This window comes from Streptomyces sp. NBC_00016, from assembly GCF_045040885.1.
GTDB lineage: Bacteria > Actinomycetota > Actinomycetes > Streptomycetales > Streptomycetaceae > Streptomyces > Streptomyces coriariae.
Genome location: NZ_CP108304.1, coordinates 3,113,527 through 3,131,049, shown reverse-complemented (window position 1 = coordinate 3,131,049; position 17,523 = coordinate 3,113,527). Strand labels below are relative to the sequence as shown.

Here is a 17,523-nt window from a genome sequence, read left to right as displayed (position 1 = left end):
CGAGGATTCCGGCACAGACCGGCACCTCTGCACCACGCGGTACCCACCTCACGCACTTCACGGCAGAACGGCACAAGGCGACGAATGCCCCAGCACACCTCCGGGTCCGACCGGGCGGCGATCACCCCAGCCGCCCGTGACGGTGGCAGCGTGCGGCCGCCCGCTCCCTCGACGCTCGACGAGCTGTGGCGGTCGTACAAGGCGACGGGGGACGAACGGCTGCGGGAGCAGCTGATCCTGCACTACTCACCGCTGGTGAAGTACGTGGCGGGCCGGGTGAGCGTCGGCCTGCCGCCCAATGTGGAGCAGGCCGACTTCGTCTCCTCCGGGGTCTTCGGACTGATCGACGCGATCGAGAAGTTCGACATCGAACGGGAGATCAAGTTCGAGACCTACGCGATCACCCGGATCCGGGGCGCGATGATCGACGAGCTCCGGGCGCTGGACTGGATCCCGCGGTCGGTGCGGCAGAAGGCGCGCAACGTCGAGCGGGCCTACGCGACGCTGGAGGCCCGGCTGCGGCGGACTCCCTCGGAGTGCGAGGTGGCCGCCGAGCTGGGCATCGCGGTGGACGAACTGCACGCGGTGTTCAGTCAGTTGTCGCTCGCCAACGTGGTGGCGCTGGAGGAGCTGCTGCACGTCGGGGGTGAGGACGGGGACGGCCTCAGCTTCATGGACACGCTGGAGGACACCGCCGCGGACAACCCCGTGGAGGTGGCCGAGGACCGGGAGCTCAGGCGGTTCCTCGCGCGGGCGATCAACACGCTGCCCGACCGGGAGAAGACGGTCGTCACGCTCTACTACTACGAGGGCCTGACGCTCGCCGAGATCGGGAACGTGCTGGGTGTGACCGAGAGCAGGGTCAGCCAGATCCACACCAAGTCGGTCCTGCAGTTGCGCGCGAAACTGGCGAGCTTCGGCCGCTGAACCGGCGGGTCCGGCCCGGCCGGACGACGGAAGTGCGGGCGCAGTCACTCCCGTCGGGGGTGGAGCGTCCGTAGAGTGGTCGACGTGCCAAGGATTCGAGCGGCCTCCGTGGCCGAGCACCGGTCGATGCAGCGTGCCGCCCTGCTGGACGCGGCACGCTCACTGTTGTCCGAGGGCGGGACGGAGGCGCTGACCTTCCCGGCCCTCGCCGAGCGCACGGGACTCGCGCGCTCCTCCGTGTACGAGTACTTCCGGTCGCGGGCCGCCGTGGTCGAGGAACTGTGCGAGGTCGACTTCCCCGTGTGGGCGGCGGAGGTCGAGGCGGCGATGGCCGCGGCCGACGGGGCCGAGGCCAAGGTCGAGGCGTATGTGCGCCGGCAGCTCGCCCTGGTGGGTGACCGGCGGCACCGGGCCGTCGTGGCGATCTCGGCGAGCGAGCTGGACGCGGGGGCCCGGGAGAAGATCCGGGCGGCGCACGGCGGGCTCGTGGCGATGATCGGGGCGGCGCTGGCGGAACTGGGGCACGCGGAGCCCCGGCTGGCGGCGATGCTGTTGCAGGGTGTGGTGGACGCGGCCGTGCGGCGGATCGAGCTCGGGGCCGCGGAGGACCCCTCGGCGATCACCGACGCCGCGGTGGGCATGGTGCTGCGGGGCGTCCGGGGCTGAGTCACGGCAGGGGGACGCCGAGCACCGGCAGCAGCCGTGACGGGCCGCTCCGCCGCAGCCAGGGCGGCAGCAGCGACAGCGGGTCCAGATACGTCCTGCCGCTCAGCAGCCCCCAGTGCACACACGTTCGTACGCAGTGCGAGCCCGTCGGCTCCACCGTGCCGACGACCTGGCCCGGGGCCACCTCGTCCCCCTTGTGCACGGAGGCCCGCACCGGCTCGTAGGTGGTCCGCAGGGGCGGCCGGCCCGTCGCCGACAGTTCCACCGAGACGACGCCCCGGCCCGCCACCCGCCCCGCGAACGACACGCGGCCGGCAGCCACCGCCCTCACCGGGGCGTCCGGCGGGGCCGCGAGGTCGACGCCTCGGTGGCCGCGGGCGTACGGGCCGGCCGGTGGCTCCCATCCCCGCAGCACCGCCGGACGGGTGCCCACCGGCCAGACCCGGGCGATCGCCGGGACGGGCGGCGCGGGGAGCGCCCGGGCTCCCGGTGCGACCCGCGGGTCCGCCCACGCCACCGTGGCCAGCGTCATCATCGACAGGACCGGCAGCAGGGCCGTGAATCGCTGTGCGTGCATGACGCCACCGTCGCGTGTTCCCGTGACCGCTGCCGGGACCTGTGGACCACCCGCCGGTTGTGGACAGCGGCGTCACCCGGTGCCCCGCCGGTCCCGTACACTTCTTCTGGCGATCCGGGTCACCGGGTCGACTTCGCACGCCCCGGTATCGGGGGCCGGCCACGGTCGGTTCTCCGGTATCTGCGCCCCTCGGTCCTTCGTGGCTCGGCGCATCGCGGGCGTCAGGCGCGGGAGCCGTCCGGTCCCCGCGGTACAACCGAGAAACCCAAGGAGAACGGCCATGGCCGTCGTCACGATGCGGGAGCTGCTGGAAAGCGGCGTCCACTTCGGTCACCAGACCCGTCGCTGGAACCCGAAGATGAAGCGCTTCATCTTCACCGAGCGCAACGGCATCTACATCATCGACCTGCTCCAGTCGCTGTCGTACATCGACCGCGCCTACGAGTTCGTCAAGGAGACCGTCGCCCACGGCGGCACGGTCATGTTCGTCGGTACGAAGAAGCAGGCGCAGGAGGCCATCGCGGAGCAGGCCACCCGCGTCGGCATGCCTTACGTCAACCAGCGCTGGCTGGGCGGCATGCTCACCAACTTCTCGACCGTCTACAAGCGCCTTCAGCGCCTCAAGGAGCTCGAGCTCATCGACTTCGAGGACGTCGCCGCCTCGGGTCTGACGAAGAAGGAGCTCCTGGTCCTCTCGCGTGAGAAGGCCAAGCTCGAGAAGACCCTCGGTGGTATCCGCGAGATGTCCAAGGTGCCCAGCGCCGTCTGGATCGTGGACACCAAGAAGGAGCACATCGCGGTCGGCGAGGCCCGGAAGCTCAACATCCCGGTCGTCGCCATCCTCGACACCAACTGTGACCCCGACGAGGTCGACTACAAGATCCCGGGCAACGACGACGCGATCCGCTCCGTCACCCTGCTCACCCGCGTGATCGCCGACGCCGTCGCCGAGGGCCTCATCTCCCGTTCCGGCGTCGCCACCGGCGACAAGGGCGACAAGGCCGCCGGCGAGCCGCTGGCCGCGTGGGAGCGCGACCTGCTCGAGGGCGAGAAGAAGGCCGACGCCGAGACCACGGACGAGGCTGCTGCCGAGAAGCCGGCCGAGGCCGCTGCCGAGGCTGAGGCTGAGGCTCCGGCCGCCGAGGCTCCCGCCGCTGAGGCCGAGGCCCCCGCCGCCGAGGCCCCCGCTGCCGAGGCTCCCGCCGCCGAGGCCGCTCCGGCCGCCGAGGGCGAGCAGGCCTGAGTCAGGCCGTAGGCCGTACGGGCGCCAGGTCGTCCGTACGGCCCTAGGGACGAAGTGACGGCGGGGGGTGCCGAGCGCACCGCCCGCCGTTCACCCACAGCCCCCAGATCTTCGAGACTTCGAACTCCGAGAGAGATTCACAGATCATGGCGAACTACACCGCCGCTGACGTCAAGAAGCTCCGTGAGCTCACCGGCGCCGGCATGATGGACTGCAAGAAGGCGCTGGACGAGGCCGAGGGCAGCGTCGACAAGGCCGTCGAGGCGCTCCGGATCAAGGGCCAGAAGGGCGTCGCCAAGCGTGAGGGCCGCTCCGCCGAGAACGGCGCCGTGGTCTCGATCATCGCCGACGACAACTCCTCCGGCGTCCTCGTCGAGCTGAAGTGCGAGACGGACTTCGTCGCCAAGGGTGACAAGTTCCAGGCCGTCGCCAACGCGATCGCCGAGCACGTCGCCAAGACCTCCCCGGCCGACCTCGAGACGCTGCTCGCGTCCGAGATCGAGGCCGGCAAGACCGTCCAGGCGTTCGTGGACGAGGCCAACGCCAACCTCGGCGAGAAGATCGTGCTGGACCGCTTCGCGCAGTTCACCGACGGCTTCGTGACCGCGTACATGCACCGCACGATGCCCGACCTGCCCCCGCAGATCGGTGTTCTCGTCGAGCTGGACAAGCCGAACGCCGACGTTGCGAAGGGCATCGCCCAGCACATCGCCGCCTTCGCGCCGAAGTACCTCTCCAAGGAGGACGTGCCGGCCGAGGTCGTCGAGTCCGAGCGTCGCGTCGCCGAGGAGACCACCCGCGCCGAGGGCAAGCCCGAGGCCGCCCTGCCGAAGATCGTCGAGGGTCGCGTCAACGGCTTCTTCAAGGACGCCACGCTGCTCGGCCAGCCGTACGCGCTGGACAACAAGAAGTCCGTCCAGAAGGTCCTGGACGAGGCCGGTGTCACCCTGAAGCGCTTCACGCGCATCAAGGTCGGCATCTGAGTCCGTGCCGCGATCGACGCTCCGGCCCGATAGGGTCGGACGCAGTCGTCCGGTACGCCGTCACGCGTGTGCGTGACGGACGACAGCAGATCTGACGAGGAGGCCATTGCCGCGCACGGGTTGGAACACCCCACCGGCAATGGCCTTCTTCGCATGTGCACCACGTGAAAGAGGCGGGATCTCCCATGACCACCAAGGCCCAGAAGAGCGACGACGGCAAACTACGCGGCCGGTTCATGCTGAAGCTGTCCGGGGAGGCATTCTCCGGTGGCGGGGGCCTGGGCGTGGACCCCGACGTGGTGCACAAGATCGCCCGTGAGATCGCCGCCGTCGTCCGTGACGGTGCCGAGATCGCGGTCGTGATCGGCGGCGGCAACTTCTTCCGCGGCGCGGAACTCCAGCAGCGCGGCATGGACCGTGCCCGCTCGGACTACATGGGCATGCTCGGCACGGTCATGAACTGCCTCGCCCTCCAGGACTTCCTGGAGAAGGAGGGCATCGACAGCCGCGTCCAGACCGCCATCACCATGGGCCAGGTCGCCGAGCCGTACATCCCGCTGCGCGCCGTGCGGCACCTGGAGAAGGGCCGCGTGGTCATCTTCGGTGCCGGTATGGGCATGCCGTACTTCTCCACCGACACCACCGCCGCCCAGCGCGCCCTGGAGATCGACGCCGAGGCGCTGCTGATGGGCAAGAACGGCGTGGACGGCGTCTACGACTCCGACCCGAAGACCAACCCGGCGGCCGTCAAGTTCGACGCCCTCGGCTACGGCGAGGTCATCACCCGCGACCTGAAGGTCGCCGACATGACCGCGATCACGCTGTGCCGCGACAACAAGCTCCCGATCCTCGTCTTCGAGCTTCTGACCGAGGGCAATATCGCTCGCGCCGTCAAGGGTGAGAAGATCGGCACGCTTGTGGGTGAGCAAGGCAGCCGGTCCTGACCGGTAGAACCCCGTAGAACCCCGGTTCCGTACGACAACACCTGACCGGGGGACGGACCCTGGCCGGGGGATGGACAATGTCCTGCCGGTCGGGAACCGTGCAGGAAGAAGACGCGACGCAGCCGGCCGCCGCCTCCGCAAGGAACCGCAGCCGGGCCTACTCAAGACACGCAGGAGCAAGTGGTGATCGAAGAGACCCTCCTCGAGGCCGAGGAGAAGATGGAGAAGGCCGTCGTGGTCGCCAAGGAGGACTTCGCCGCGATCCGCACCGGCCGTGCGCACCCGGCGATGTTCAACAAGATCGTTGCCGACTACTACGGCGCACCGACGCCGATCAACCAGCTGGCTTCGTTCTCCGTGCCGGAGCCGCGCATGGCGGTCGTGACCCCGTTCGACAAGACCGCGCTGCGCAACATCGAGCAGGCGATCCGCGACTCCGACCTGGGCGTCAACCCGAGCAACGACGGCAACATCATCCGAGTGGTGTTCCCCGAGCTGACCGAGGAGCGCCGCCGCGACTACATCAAGGTCGCCAAGGGCAAGGGTGAGGACGCCAAGGTGTCCATCCGCGCGGTCCGCCGCAAGGCCAAGGACGCGATCGACAAGCTGATCAAGGACGGAGAGGTCGGCGAGGACGAGGGCCGCCGTGCGGAGAAGGAGCTCGACGACACCACCGCGAAGTACGTCGCCCAGGTGGACGAGCTCCTGAAGCACAAGGAAGCGGAGCTGCTCGAGGTCTGATGAACGACTCTTCCTGGGGCTCACCGCCACACGCCGGGTCGCGGGCCGGGTACTGGGGGCCCGTCGACCAGGGGCCTGTCCAGGGGGCCGCCCCGGCGGGTCCCGCGTACGATGCGCCTGAGGCGCAGCAGACTCGCCCCATGCCCATCGTCCCCGACGTACCCGCGCGCGGCGGAAACCAGGATGACGACCGGGGGGCCGCTCGGCCGGGCGGCCCCTTGTTCCCGGACCGGCCCTACGGCAACCAGCCGTACGGCGACGCCGCCCACGGCCACGACACACCGTCGGCACAGCCCCACGCGGCGGTGCCGCAGAATCCGGAGCCCATGCCCGACGCCTCTCACCCGGCGCCCGCACCCCAGAAGAAGAGTGCGGGCCGAGACCTGGGCGCGGCCATAGGGGTCGGGGTCGGGCTCGGTGTGGTGATCATCGCGTCGCTGTTCGTCGTCAAGGCCGTGTTCATCGGCGTGATAGCGGTCGCCGTCGTCGTCGGCCTGTGGGAGCTGACCAGCAGGCTGCAGGAGCGCAAGGGCATCAAGGCGCCGCTCGTGCCGCTCGCGGTCGGCGGTGCGGCGATGGTCGTCGCCGGATACGTCCGGGGTCCCGAGGGTGCCTGGGTCGCCATGGCCCTCACCGCGCTCGCGGTGCTGGTCTGGCGGATGACGGAACCGCCCGAGGGCTACCTGAAGGACGTCACCGCCGGCGTCTTCGCGGCCTTCTACGTCCCGTTCCTGGCCACGTTCGTCGCCCTGATGCTCACCGCCGACGACGGAGCGTTCCGCGTCATGATGTTCCTGGTCCTGACGGTCGTCAGCGACACGGGCGCGTACGCCGTCGGCTGGCGCTTCGGCAAGACCAAGCTCGCTCCGCGCATCAGCCCGGGCAAGACCCGCGAGGGCCTGCTCGGCGCGGTGTCGTTCGCGATGGTCGCCGGCGCGCTGCTGATGCAGTTCGTGATCGACGACGGCACCTGGTGGCAGGGTCTGCTGCTCGGCCTCGCCGTCGCGGCCAGCGCCACGCTCGGCGACCTCGGCGAGTCGATGATCAAGCGGGACCTGGGCATCAAGGACATGGGCACGCTGCTCCCGGGCCACGGGGGCATCATGGACCGCCTGGACTCGCTGCTGCCCACGGCTCCCGTGGTGTGGCTGATGCTCGTCCTGTTCGTGGGTTCCGGCTGACCCGCACCGCGCGACCGGCTCGTACGGGCCCTCTCCCTGTGCTTCGGGGAGGGGGCCCGTCGCCGTATGACCTGGCAGTTCTCCGCGCCCGGCCGCCGACGACCACGCCGCACGGCTCGCAGCCGGGGCCACGCATTCGATCTGAGACACTGGAGGGGTTATGCCTGCACCCGGAGAACTCACTTTCGTCGCCCCCCGCGGAGCCAAGAAGCCGCCGCGGCATCTCGCCGACCTCTCGCCCGCCGAGCGGAAGGAGGTCGTGGCGGAGATCGGGGAGAAGCCGTTCCGTGCCAAGCAGTTGTCGCAGCACTACTTCGCGCGTTACGCGCACGACCCGGCGGAGTGGACCGACATCCCCGCCGGTGCTCGCGAGAAGCTGCGTGAGGCGCTGCTGCCGGACCTGATGTCGGTCGTGCGGCATCTGTCGACGGACCAGGGGACCACCCGTAAGACCCTGTGGCGGCTGTTCGACGGCACGCTCGTGGAGTCGGTGCTGATGCGCTACCCGGACCGGGTGACGATGTGCATCAGCTCGCAGGCCGGGTGCGGGATGAACTGCCCGTTCTGCGCGACCGGACAGGCGGGCCTCGACCGCAACCTGTCCACCGCCGAGATCGTGCACCAGATCGTCGACGGGATGCGGGCGCTGCGGGACGGGGATGTCCCGGGCGGTCCCGCGCGGCTGTCCAACATCGTCTTCATGGGGATGGGCGAGCCTCTCGCCAACTACAAGCGGGTCGTCGGCGCCATCCGCGCGCTCACCGACCCGGCTCCGGACGGGCTCGGGATCTCGCAGCGGGGCATCACCGTGTCGACGGTCGGGCTGGTGCCGGCCATCCACCGGTTCTCCGACGAGGGCTTCAAGTGCCGGCTCGCGATCTCCCTGCACGCGCCGGACGACGAGCTGCGCGACACCCTCGTCCCCGTGAACACACGGTGGAAGGTGCGCGAGGTGCTGGACGCCGGGTTCGAGTACACCGAGCGGTCCGGGCGCCGGCTGTCCATCGAGTACGCGCTGATCCGCGACATCAACGACCAGGCCTGGCGTGGTGACCGGCTGGGGAGGCTGCTGCGCGGCAAGCCCGTGCACGTCAACCTCATCCCGCTCAACCCGACCCCGGGCTCGAAGTGGACGGCATCCCGGCCCGAGGACGAGAAGGCGTTCGTCGAGGCGATCGCCGCGCACGGGGTGCCGGTCACGGTGCGGGACACCCGTGGCCAGGAGATCGACGGGGCGTGCGGTCAGCTCGCGGCCACCGAGCGGTAGTCTGACCCCGGTATCAGGTACGACGTATCGGGTATCAGTACGTCCGTATCAGTACATCTTCATATTCCGACAGGGGAGCGCCACAGCGCTGAGAGTGCGGGAGAGTCCGCAGACCCTCTGAACCTTGCCCAGGTCATTCTGGGTAGGAAGTTCGGTCATCACTCAAGCTGTTGCGCCCTGCCCGGGCACCGGCGGAACCTTCCGCGGGTGCCCGGGCAGGGCCGCGTCTCTTCCTGGTCAACCCCAGGAGGAAATCCAGTGCACACCAGGACGTTCGTGGCCGCGGCCGTCGGCCTCGGCCTCGTCACGCTGTCCGCCTGCGGATCGTCGGACGACGACGGTTCGGCGGCGGAGTCCAGGACCGTCACCCTCGTCAGCCACGACTCGTGGGCCGTCTCCAAGAACGTGCTCGCGGACTTCGAGAAGAGTTCCGGCTACCAGGTGAAGGTCCTCAAGGACGGCGACGCCGGTCAGGCCGTCAACAAGGCCATCCTCACCAAGGACAACCCGCAGGGCGACGTCTTCTTCGGCGTCGACAACACGCTCCTGTCGCGCGCCCTCGACAACGGGCTGTTCCAGTCGTACGAGGCGAAGGGCGCGGACCAGGTCCTGCCCGCGTACCGGGCCGACCAGAAGAAGCACCGGGTCACGCCCGTCGACACCGGTGACATCTGCGTCAACTACGACAAGGCGTACTTCAGCGCGCACAAGCTGACCCCGCCCGCCTCCTTCGACGACCTCCTGAAGCCCGCGTACAAGAACCTGCTGGTCACCGAGAACGCCGCCACCTCCTCGCCCGGCCTCGGCTTCCTGCTGGGCACGGCGGCCGAGTACGGCGACGACGGCTGGGCGGACTACTGGAAGAAGCTGAAGGCCAACGGCGTGAAGGTGGTCGACGGCTGGGAGCAGGCCTACAACGAGGAGTTCTCCGGCTCCGCGGGCGGAAAGAAGGCGGGGGCCGACCGGCCGCTCGTCGTCTCGTACGCCTCCTCGCCGCCCGCCGAGGTGATCTACGGCGACCCCAAGCCGACCACCGCCCCGACCGGTGTCTCCACCGGCACCTGCTTCCGCCAGGTCGAGTACGCGGGTCTGCTGAGCAACGCAGCCAACCCCGAGGGCGGCAAGGCGCTCCTCGACTTCCTGCTCACCAAGGAGTTCCAGCAGGACATGCCGCTCAACATGTTCGTCTACCCGGTGCGGGAGGGGGCCGCGGTGCCGGCGGAGTTCACGAAGTACGGCCCGCAGGCCAAGGACCCCGAGACGCTGGACCCGGCGAAGATCGCCGACAACCGTGACGACTGGGTCAAGTCATGGACCTCGCTCGTACTGAAGTGACCGGGCGCGCGGCCCGCGCGGGGAACGCGGCGCGGCTCGGACTCATGGCCGTGCCCGTCGCGTTCTTCGCGGTCTTCTTCGCCTACCCGGTCGCCGCGATCGTCGCCCGGGGGCTCGGCTCCGACGGGGGCTGGCGCTTCGGGCGGCTGTGGGACGTGCTCGCGCAGGCCGACATCCGGCACGTCCTGTGGTTCACCACCTGGCAGGCGCTGGCCTCCACCGCGCTGACGCTCCTGGTCGCGCTGCCCGCCGCGTATGTCTTCGCCCGCCTGGAGTTCCCGGGCAAGCAGGTGCTGCGCGCCGTCGTCACCGTCCCGTTCGTGCTGCCGACGGTCGTCGTCGGCACGGCGTTCCTGGCGCTCGTCGGGCGCGGTGGACTGCTCGACGACCTGTGGGGCGTACGGCTGGACACCACGGTGTGGGCGATCCTGCTGGCGCACGTCTTCTTCAACTACGCGGTCGTCGTACGGACGGTGGGGGGATTGTGGTCGCAGCTCGACCCGCGGCAGGAGGAGGCGGCGCGGATGCTCGGTGCGTCCCGCCTGACGGCGTGGCGCACGGTCACCCTGCCCGCCCTGGGGCCCGCGGTCGCGGCCGCCGCGCTGATGGTCTTCCTCTTCACCTTCACCTCCTTCGGCGTGGTGCAGATCCTCGGCGGCCCCACCTTCTCCACCCTCGAGGTGGAGATCTACCGGCAGACCTCCGAGATCTTCGACCTGTCCACGGCCGCCGTCCTCACGATCGTCCAGTTCCTGGCCGTCGGCGCGATCCTCGCGGTGCACGCCCGGACCGTACGCAGGCGCGAGACCGCGCTGCGGCTGGTGGACGCGTCGGTGACGGCGCGGCGGCCGCGCGGCGCCGGGCAGTGGGCGCTGCTCGCCGCAGTGCTCGGCACGATCGCCGTGCTGCTGGTGCTGCCGCTGGCGGTGCTGGCGCAGCGCTCGCTCGACGCGCCCGGCTTCGCCTACTACCGGGCGTTGACCAGCGACGACGGGAATGTCTTCCTGGTCCCGCCGATCGACGCGATCGGCAACTCGCTGCAGTACGCCGTCACCGCGACCGCGATCGCCGTGGCCGTCGGCGGGCTCGCCGCGGCCGCGCTCACCCGACGGGACGCCGGCCGGCTGGTCCGCGGCTTCGACGCGTTGCTGATGCTGCCGCTGGGCGTCTCCGCGGTGACCGTCGGCTTCGGGTTCCTGATCGCGCTCGACGAGCCTCCGCTGGACCTGCGCGGTACGTGGATCCTGGTGCCGCTCGCGCAGGCGCTGGTCGGCATCCCGTTCGTCGTACGGACCATGCTGCCGGTGCTGCGGGCGGTGGACCAGCGGTTGCGTGAGGCGGCGGCCGTGCTCGGGGCGTCGCCCTGGCGCGTGTGGCGGGAGGTCGACCTGCCGCTGGTGTGGCGGGCGCTGCTCGTCGCGGCCGGGTTCGCCTTCGCGGTGTCGCTGGGGGAGTTCGGGGCGACGGTGTTCATCGCGCGGCCCGACAACCCGACGCTGCCGGTCGCCGTGGCGCGGTTGCTCGGGCGGGCCGGCGAGCTGAACTACGGCCAGGCGATGGCCCTTTCGACGATTCTGATGGTGGTGTGCGTGGTGGCGCTGCTGGTGCTGGAGCGACTGCGGACCGACCGGACGGGGGAGTTGTAGATGCTGCTGGAACTGGAGCGCGCCACCGTGCGGTTCGGGGGGCGGCCCGTGCTCGACGCCGTCGATCTCTCGGTGGCCGAGCACGAGGTGGTGTGTGTGCTGGGGCCGAGCGGCAGCGGCAAGTCGACGTTGCTGCGGGCGGTGGCCGGGCTCCAGCCGCTGGACGCCGGGCGGGTGCTGCTCGACGGACGCGACCAGGCGGGGGTGCCCGCGCACAAGCGGGAGCTCGGCCTGATGTTCCAGGACCATCAGCTGTTCCCGCAGCGGGACGTGGGCGGCAACGTCGCCTTCGGGCTGCGGATGCACGGCATGCCCAGGATCCGGCAGGGCGAGCGGGTGGCGGAACTGCTCGAACTGGTGGGGCTTCCGGGCGCGGCGGGCCGTGCGGTGGCCGCGCTCTCCGGTGGGGAACAGCAGCGGGTGGCACTGGCCCGGGCCCTGGCGCCGCGCCCCCGGCTGCTGATGCTCGACGAGCCGCTCGGCCAGCTCGACCGGTCGCTGCGGGAGCGCCTGGTCGTCGAACTCCGGGAGCTGTTCGGCCGGTTGGGGACGACCGTGCTGGCGGTCACCCACGACCAGGGCGAGGCGTTCGCGCTCGCCGACCGGGTCGTGGTGATGCGGGACGGGCGGATCGCCCAGTCCGGTACGCCTCTCGAGGTGTGGCAGCGGCCGGCGGACGCGTTCGTGGCGCGTTTCCTCGGCTTCGACAACGTGGTGGAGGCGACCGTCACGGAGGAGGCCGCGGTCACTCCGTGGGGCAAGGTGCCGGTGCCTCCCGGGTCGGCGCAGGGGGCGCGCACGCTGCTCGTCCGGCCCGCCGGTGTGCGCCTGGTGGGCGCGGACGAGGGACTGCGCTGCACGGTCACCGCCCGCACCTTCCGCGGCACCCATGTCGCCGTGCACCTCCAGCCGGAGGGCGCACCGAGGCTGGAGGCGGCGTGCACGCTGCGGGACGCGCCGGAGGTCGGGGGCGTGGTGGGAGTGTCCTTCGACGCGACCGAGACCGTCGTACTGGACTGACCGGCCCACCCCGCGGGAGCGTGACATGCGGATGGCCCGCCCCCGGAGACAGGGGCGGGCCACACAGGTGCGTCCGGCGGACCGGCCGGACGGGCGGGTCAGCGGTTGCTGGAACCGCGGCGCCGCATACCGAAGAACACCGCGCCACCGCCGACGGCGACCAGGACCGCCGCGATGCCGACGATCAGGCCGGTGTTGGAGCCGGCGCCGGTCTCGGCCAGGTTGGACTCCTGGGCCGCGGCCGACGGGGCGTTGCTCGCGGAGGGCGCGGGCGCGGCGCTGTCGCTCGCCGAGGCGGACGGGGACGGGGTGGTCGTCCCGGCCGGCGGCGCAGTGGTCGTGCTGTCCGACGGCGTCGAGGACGGGGTGGTGGAGGGGGTGGTGGACGGGGTGGACGTGTCCTCGGCCTCGCAGGCCTTGGACGGGGTGGTCAGGTTGCCGGGAATGTCCTTGTCGACCAGGATCTTCTTGCCCTTGACGGCCTTGACGTGGATCCGGTACTCGGCGTTCGGCTCCCAGGCCTCGGCGAAGGAGATGGTCACGCCGGCGGCCGAACCCTTGACGGTCTGGGCCGTGCCGACCTGCCTCAGGTCGCCGCCGTTGTTCTCGAGGAAGACGGTGATCTCGGCCGGGACACCCGTGGGGTCCTTGTCGGTGACGGTGATGGAACCCTTGGCGCCGTCACAGGCGGCAGTGGCGGAGAACTCGCTGATGTCGCAGGCCAGCGCGGTGCCGGCGGCGCTGAGCGCCAGGGCGGCGGAGGCGGCGGTGACACCGAGCATGCGCACCGAACGGGCGGCGGTACGGCGGGAAAGGGACACGTTTGTCCTTTACGGGAAGCGCAACTGCGGGGGGTGGAGGGGAAGATGGCGTCCCCGGTGAGCCGAGTGCGTCACCATCCCCAGCAGACTCACAGGTCTATAAGCGTTCCATAAGAAGTGTCAATGCGGGGACCCCTCCGAGCGGCTGGCTTTGCCCGCTTATTAACCACCGAGACGTTTCAACGCCTCCGGAGCCTCCTCGATCCGGTCAACGAGGGCGATACGGGACTCCATCGACCGCTCCCGGGCGAGTGACCGCAAGAGCGGCCAGGCGGGCAGCCGCTGCGTCCAGTGCTCCCGGTCCACGAGCACCATCGGCGTCGGCTCGCCCCGCGACCCGTAGTAGTTGGGCGTCGCGTTGTCGAAGATCTCCTGTACGGTCCCGGCGGCGCCCGGCAGGAACACCACTCCCGCGGTGCAGCGGGCCAACAGGCCTTCCTCGCGGGTGGCGTTGGAGAAGTACTTGGCGAGGTGCGCGGCGAACGGGTTCGGCGGCTCATGGCCGTAGAACCAGGTGGGGATGCCCACCGAGGGGCCGCCGCCGGGCCATGTGGCCCGCACCTCGAAGGCCGCCGTCGCCCAGTCGGTGATCGAGGGCGTGAACTTCGGTGCCTTGGCGAGGAGTCGGAGCGCGTCCGTGAGCATCGCGCCGTCGAAGGGCGCCGCGTACGCGCCGAGGTTCGCCGCCTCCATCGCGCCGGGTCCGCCACCGGTCGCCACCATGAGCCCGGCGCGGGCGAGTTCACGGCCGAGCCGGGCCGCACCGGCGTAGGCCTCCGAACCGCGTGCCATGGCGTGGCCGCCCATGACACCCACCACGCGCTCCCCGACGAGGAGTTCGTCGAGCGCGTCGGAGACGGCGTCGTCGTGGATCGAGCGGAGCATCGAGCCGAATATGTCGCCGTCCGCCTTCGTGCGCTGGAACCACGCGTACGTGAGGGCGTCCGGGGTCGCCTCGTAGCCCTCGTCCAGGGACGCGAACAACTCGTCGGGGGAGTAGACGAATCCGCGGTACGGGTCGAACGACAGACCCGGTACGGGCGGGAAGACCAGGGCGCCGGAGGCGCGGGACTTCGTGGCCGCCGCCGGCTCCATCGGGCAGCCGAGGAAGACGGCGCCCGAGGTGTCCAGGGCGAGGAGAGCGTCCGTACGGGCCGTCAGGTCGACGGACTGGACGCGGAAGTGGGAGAGCGTGCCGTGGGTGGCGACCACCTCGTCGAACTCGGCGAGGGACTCGATCTCACGGTCGTGGGAGCCGTCGAACGGCTGGGCGGGTGTCGTCGGATGCACCCGCCCATGCTAGGCAGCGCCGGACGAGCGGTGGGTCAGCTCCCGATGGCCGACGGGTCCATCCACACGACCTCCCAGGTGTGGCCGTCGAGGTCGTCGAACGAACGGCCGTACATGAAGCCCATGTCCTGCGTCTCGCCGCTCGGCGAACCGCCCAGCGCGAGCGCCCTGTCGACGAGCTCGTCGACCTTCTCGCGGCTCTGGGCGCTGAGGGCGATGAGAACCTCGCTGGTCTTCGAGGCGTCCGCGATCTCCTTCTTGGTGAAGGTCGAGTAGAACGGCTTGGTGAGCAGCATCGCGACGATCGTGTCGCTGATCACCACGGAGGCCGCGTTGTCGTCGCTGAACTGCGGGTTGATCGTGTAGCCGAGCTCCGTGAAGAACTTCTTCGAGGCGCCGAGGTCGTTCACGGGCAGGTTCACGAAGATCATCTGCTGGTAGGCCGGGGTGGTCATCGGGTCTCTCCCAGGGGATTCGCGTTGCTGGTGTGTGACGTTCGGTGGGGTAGACCGAGGGGCCCCGCGGAACTCATCGCGGGGCGGGGATCTTTTTTGGGCGCGGTCTCAGCGGGTCAGTGGGAGGGCCGCCAGTTCGGCCACGATCAGGGTGAGCGGGACGAACAGCGCGAGCAGGGCACCGGTGCGCAGGGCGGCGGCGCTGCGCAGCGTCTTGGCCGGGGCGCCGAGGCGGAGCAGGGCGGCGGTGGTGTCGGCGCGGACCTGCCGCGCCTCCACGGCCGCGGTCAGGAGCGTGGCGACCGCGCAGCCCGCCACGACCAGGGCGCCGAGGGTGGTGAGCGGGCCGAAGGCGGGATCGGCCGGGTCGTACAGCGCGGCCATCGTGTACGCGCCGGACGCCACCGCGCAGACCACGCCGAGCGGCCGTCCGATACGGGCCGCCTCCTGCATCAGGCCGCGGCCCGCGAGGAGGCGGAGGGCGCCGGGGCGGGCCGACTGCAGCAGCCGGCCGCACAGGTGGGTGAGGCCGGGGCCGGCGAGGGCGAGACCCACGGCGGTCAGGGTCCAGCCGACGAGGACCGCGGCGGGGCCGGTGGGCAGGCCGCCGGGGAGCGGGAGGGTGCTGGGGTTCGCGGTGCGGTTCGCGTACGCCTCCACGGCCAGGCCGGCGGCGAGGAGGGCCATGCCCCAGGGGAGGGCGGTGGGGTGGGGCGGGCGCGTCTGCGTCCGGGGCGGTGTCTGTGTCGCTGCCCGTGCCTCGGGGGTGCCGTCGGCGGAAGCCTCCGCTGTGCCGTTGACCAGGGTCGGCGCCGAGGACAGGGTCACGGTGCCCGGTGCCCCCGGGATGCCGTCCGCCGCCTGGTCGGCCGTCGCGGCGGGGCCGCCGTCCGCGGCCGGGTGGAAGGGCCGGCCGTTCGTCGCCGGGTCGGGAGCCGCCTCGGCGGGGACGGTGTCCGCGGCCGGGTGCGTCGGCGGGCCGCTCCTCGTCCGCGCCCCGAAACGGCCGTACTCGCCGAACCTGGCACCCGGGCCCGTCCTGCCGAAGGCGCCGAACCGGCCGGACATCCCCGGGGCGGCCTGGGCCGCCACGTGTGCGTCCCTCGGGCGGAGCATCAGGGCCACCGCGAGGGACGAGGTCACCGGGACCAGTGCCAGCAGGGTCAGGGACGCCGGCAACGGGAGGGGCTGGTTCGCGGCCAGGAAGTCGTCTGCCGCTCCGTCGAACGGCATGCCCGTGAGGTCGCCGCGCAGGTGCAGGAAGAGGAGGAGGGCCAGCATGGAGCCGAGCAGCGTCGACAGGGCCGTCGTCATCGCCGAGACGGCCATCAGGCGGGCCGGGCCCAGGCCGATCGCCGCCAGGCCGGGGCGCGGGCGGGTGCCGGGGTCGGTGCGGGCCACCGCCAGGGCGAAGTAGACCGTCGCGGCCAGCGGGACCGCGCACCAGGCGAGGCGGAGCACGGACGCGGCCGGGGCCTCGGGGTGGGTGAGAGCGCGGCCGAGGGTGCACAGGAGCAGGAAGCCGGTGCCCGCCGAGGCCGTCGCCACCAGGAGGCGGCGGAGCTGGACGGCGGGGTGGGCGCTGCGCGTCAGACGGAGAGCGAGCACGCGGCCCCCCGGCCTTCCGGCTCCGTGACCGGCGGCAGATGGACCGTCTTCACCCGGCGCCCGTCCATCAGCGGCACCGTGCGGTCGGCGAGGGCGGCGGTCTCCGGGTCGTGGGTGGCCAGCACCACGGTGATGCCGTGGGAGCGGGCCGCCGTCGTCAGGGTGCGCAGGACGTGGGCCCGGTCCGCGCGGTGCAGGGGTGCCGTCGGCTCGTCCGCGAAGAGGACCGAGGGGGCCGGGGCCAGGGCGCGCGTGATGCAGACCCGCTGGCGCTCGGCCTGGGTGAGCTCGTGCGGGCGGCTCCGGGCCCTGTCGCCGATGTCCAGGCGCTCCAGCCACTCCAGCGCGGCGGCCTTGGCCCGGCGGCGGCTGGTGCCGCGCAGCATCAGGGGGAGGGCCGCGTTCTCCCAGACGTTGAGTTCGGGGACGAGGACCGGTGCCGGGTCGATCCAGCCGAAGCGGTTGCGACGCAGCCGTTCACGGGCCATCGGGCCCATCGTGTGGACGGGGACGCTGTTGAACCAGACCTCGCCGCGCTGGGCGGGCACCAGGCCGGACAGACAGTGCAGCAGGGTCGTCTTGCCGCTGCCGCGCGGTCCGCTGACGGCGAGGATCTCGCCCTCCCGCACGCCCAGCGAGACACCGCCGAGCGCCGGTGAGCCGTCGCGGTGCGTGAAGTACAGGGAGCGTGCCCACAGCACGTCGTTGTCCGGCGGGGCCTCCATGGGCGTACACCTCGGTTCAGATCTGTGGTTCCCGTGCCAATCCCCCGTGCGGGGGAACGAAGACAGGGCCGATCGGTCACTCGCACGCTAGGCA

Annotated in this window: 17 protein-coding genes and 1 riboswitch; of the genes, 11 read left to right on the top strand and 6 right to left on the bottom strand. The window is 71.3% G+C overall.

Annotated elements, in window-relative coordinates:
* Window positions 1-84 precede the first annotated feature (84 nt).
* Both whiG and OG933_RS13645 read left to right on the top strand, forming a co-directional pair.
* On the top strand, window positions 85-927 hold the full coding sequence (gene whiG, locus OG933_RS13650; protein WP_054239720.1) for an RNA polymerase sigma factor WhiG: 843 nt from the start codon (window positions 85-87) through the stop codon (window positions 925-927).
* A 108-nt stretch (window positions 928-1,035) separates the two neighbouring features.
* Window positions 1,036-1,593 carry a TetR/AcrR family transcriptional regulator gene (locus OG933_RS13645; RefSeq protein WP_171402260.1) on the top strand — a complete coding sequence of 186 codons (558 nt, stop codon included), beginning with the start codon at window positions 1,036-1,038 and terminating at the stop codon, window positions 1,591-1,593.
* 1 nt (window position 1,594) lies between these two features.
* On the opposite strand, the gene OG933_RS13640 is transcribed toward OG933_RS13645, so the two are convergent.
* Window positions 1,595-2,170 carry a M23 family metallopeptidase gene (locus OG933_RS13640; protein ID WP_362527661.1) on the bottom strand — a complete coding sequence of 192 codons (576 nt, stop codon included), beginning with the start codon at window positions 2,168-2,170 and terminating at the stop codon, window positions 1,595-1,597.
* 280 nt (window positions 2,171-2,450) lie between these two features.
* On the opposite strand from OG933_RS13640, the gene rpsB reads away from it, so the two are divergent.
* The 9 genes from rpsB (at window position 2,451) to OG933_RS13595 (ending at window position 12,530) form a co-directional block, all read left to right on the top strand.
* Window positions 2,451-3,413, top strand: a complete 963-nt coding sequence (rpsB, locus tag OG933_RS13635; RefSeq protein WP_362527658.1) for a 30S ribosomal protein S2 — start codon at window positions 2,451-2,453, stop codon at window positions 3,411-3,413.
* A 146-nt stretch (window positions 3,414-3,559) separates the two neighbouring features.
* Window positions 3,560-4,396 carry a translation elongation factor Ts gene (gene tsf / locus OG933_RS13630; protein WP_362527655.1) on the top strand — a complete coding sequence of 279 codons (837 nt, stop codon included), beginning with the start codon at window positions 3,560-3,562 and terminating at the stop codon, window positions 4,394-4,396.
* A gap of 185 nt (window positions 4,397-4,581) precedes the next feature.
* The gene (gene pyrH / locus OG933_RS13625) at window positions 4,582-5,340 is read left to right on the top strand and encodes a UMP kinase (protein WP_054239716.1); all 759 of its coding nucleotides are present in this window, start codon (window positions 4,582-4,584) and stop codon (window positions 5,338-5,340) included.
* Between the two features lie 183 nt (window positions 5,341-5,523).
* Window positions 5,524-6,081: a ribosome recycling factor gene (frr, locus tag OG933_RS13620; protein ID WP_020128692.1), complete on the top strand. Its 558-nt coding sequence runs from the start codon at window positions 5,524-5,526 to the stop codon at window positions 6,079-6,081.
* Window positions 6,081-7,262 carry a phosphatidate cytidylyltransferase gene (locus OG933_RS13615; RefSeq protein ID WP_405627297.1) on the top strand — a complete coding sequence of 394 codons (1,182 nt, stop codon included), beginning with the start codon at window positions 6,081-6,083 and terminating at the stop codon, window positions 7,260-7,262. Before frr ends, OG933_RS13615 begins: the two co-directional genes overlap by 1 nt.
* A gap of 160 nt (window positions 7,263-7,422) precedes the next feature.
* Complete coding sequence (gene rlmN, locus OG933_RS13610; RefSeq protein ID WP_054239714.1) at window positions 7,423-8,529, top strand: 23S rRNA (adenine(2503)-C(2))-methyltransferase RlmN; 1,107 nt, start codon at window positions 7,423-7,425, stop codon at window positions 8,527-8,529.
* 61 nt (window positions 8,530-8,590) lie between these two features.
* Window positions 8,591-8,696, top strand: a riboswitch (TPP riboswitch).
* Between the two features lie 91 nt (window positions 8,697-8,787).
* Window positions 8,788-9,864 (top strand): thiamine ABC transporter substrate-binding protein, encoded by a 1,077-nt coding sequence (locus tag OG933_RS13605; protein WP_362527651.1) that lies wholly within the window; start codon window positions 8,788-8,790, stop codon window positions 9,862-9,864.
* Window positions 9,840-11,510 carry an ABC transporter permease gene (locus OG933_RS13600; RefSeq protein WP_405627294.1) on the top strand — a complete coding sequence of 557 codons (1,671 nt, stop codon included), beginning with the start codon at window positions 9,840-9,842 and terminating at the stop codon, window positions 11,508-11,510. The genes OG933_RS13605 and OG933_RS13600 overlap by 25 nt, the downstream gene beginning before the upstream one ends.
* Window positions 11,511-12,530 (top strand): ABC transporter ATP-binding protein, encoded by a 1,020-nt coding sequence (locus OG933_RS13595; protein ID WP_405627293.1) that lies wholly within the window; start codon window positions 11,511-11,513, stop codon window positions 12,528-12,530. It begins immediately after the preceding gene.
* 98 nt (window positions 12,531-12,628) lie between these two features.
* On the opposite strand, the gene OG933_RS13590 is transcribed toward OG933_RS13595, so the two are convergent.
* The 5 genes from OG933_RS13590 to OG933_RS13570 all read right to left on the bottom strand — a co-directional run bounded on the left by OG933_RS13590 (window position 12,629) and on the right by OG933_RS13570 (window position 17,429).
* The gene (locus OG933_RS13590; protein ID WP_362527643.1) at window positions 12,629-13,351 is read right to left on the bottom strand and encodes an LAETG motif-containing sortase-dependent surface protein; all 723 of its coding nucleotides are present in this window, start codon (window positions 13,349-13,351) and stop codon (window positions 12,629-12,631) included.
* 162 nt (window positions 13,352-13,513) lie between these two features.
* Complete coding sequence (locus OG933_RS13585) at window positions 13,514-14,641, bottom strand: LOG family protein (protein ID WP_405627291.1); 1,128 nt, start codon at window positions 14,639-14,641, stop codon at window positions 13,514-13,516.
* A gap of 35 nt (window positions 14,642-14,676) precedes the next feature.
* The gene (locus OG933_RS13580) at window positions 14,677-15,096 is read right to left on the bottom strand and encodes a VOC family protein (protein ID WP_054239708.1); all 420 of its coding nucleotides are present in this window, start codon (window positions 15,094-15,096) and stop codon (window positions 14,677-14,679) included.
* A gap of 108 nt (window positions 15,097-15,204) precedes the next feature.
* Window positions 15,205-16,704 carry a hypothetical protein gene (locus OG933_RS13575; RefSeq protein WP_405627289.1) on the bottom strand — a complete coding sequence of 500 codons (1,500 nt, stop codon included), beginning with the start codon at window positions 16,702-16,704 and terminating at the stop codon, window positions 15,205-15,207.
* Entirely contained in the window at window positions 16,686-17,429 is a 744-nt protein-coding gene (locus OG933_RS13570) for an ABC transporter ATP-binding protein (protein ID WP_020128675.1), read from the bottom strand. Before OG933_RS13570 ends, OG933_RS13575 begins: the two co-directional genes overlap by 19 nt.
* Window positions 17,430-17,523 lie beyond the last annotated feature (94 nt).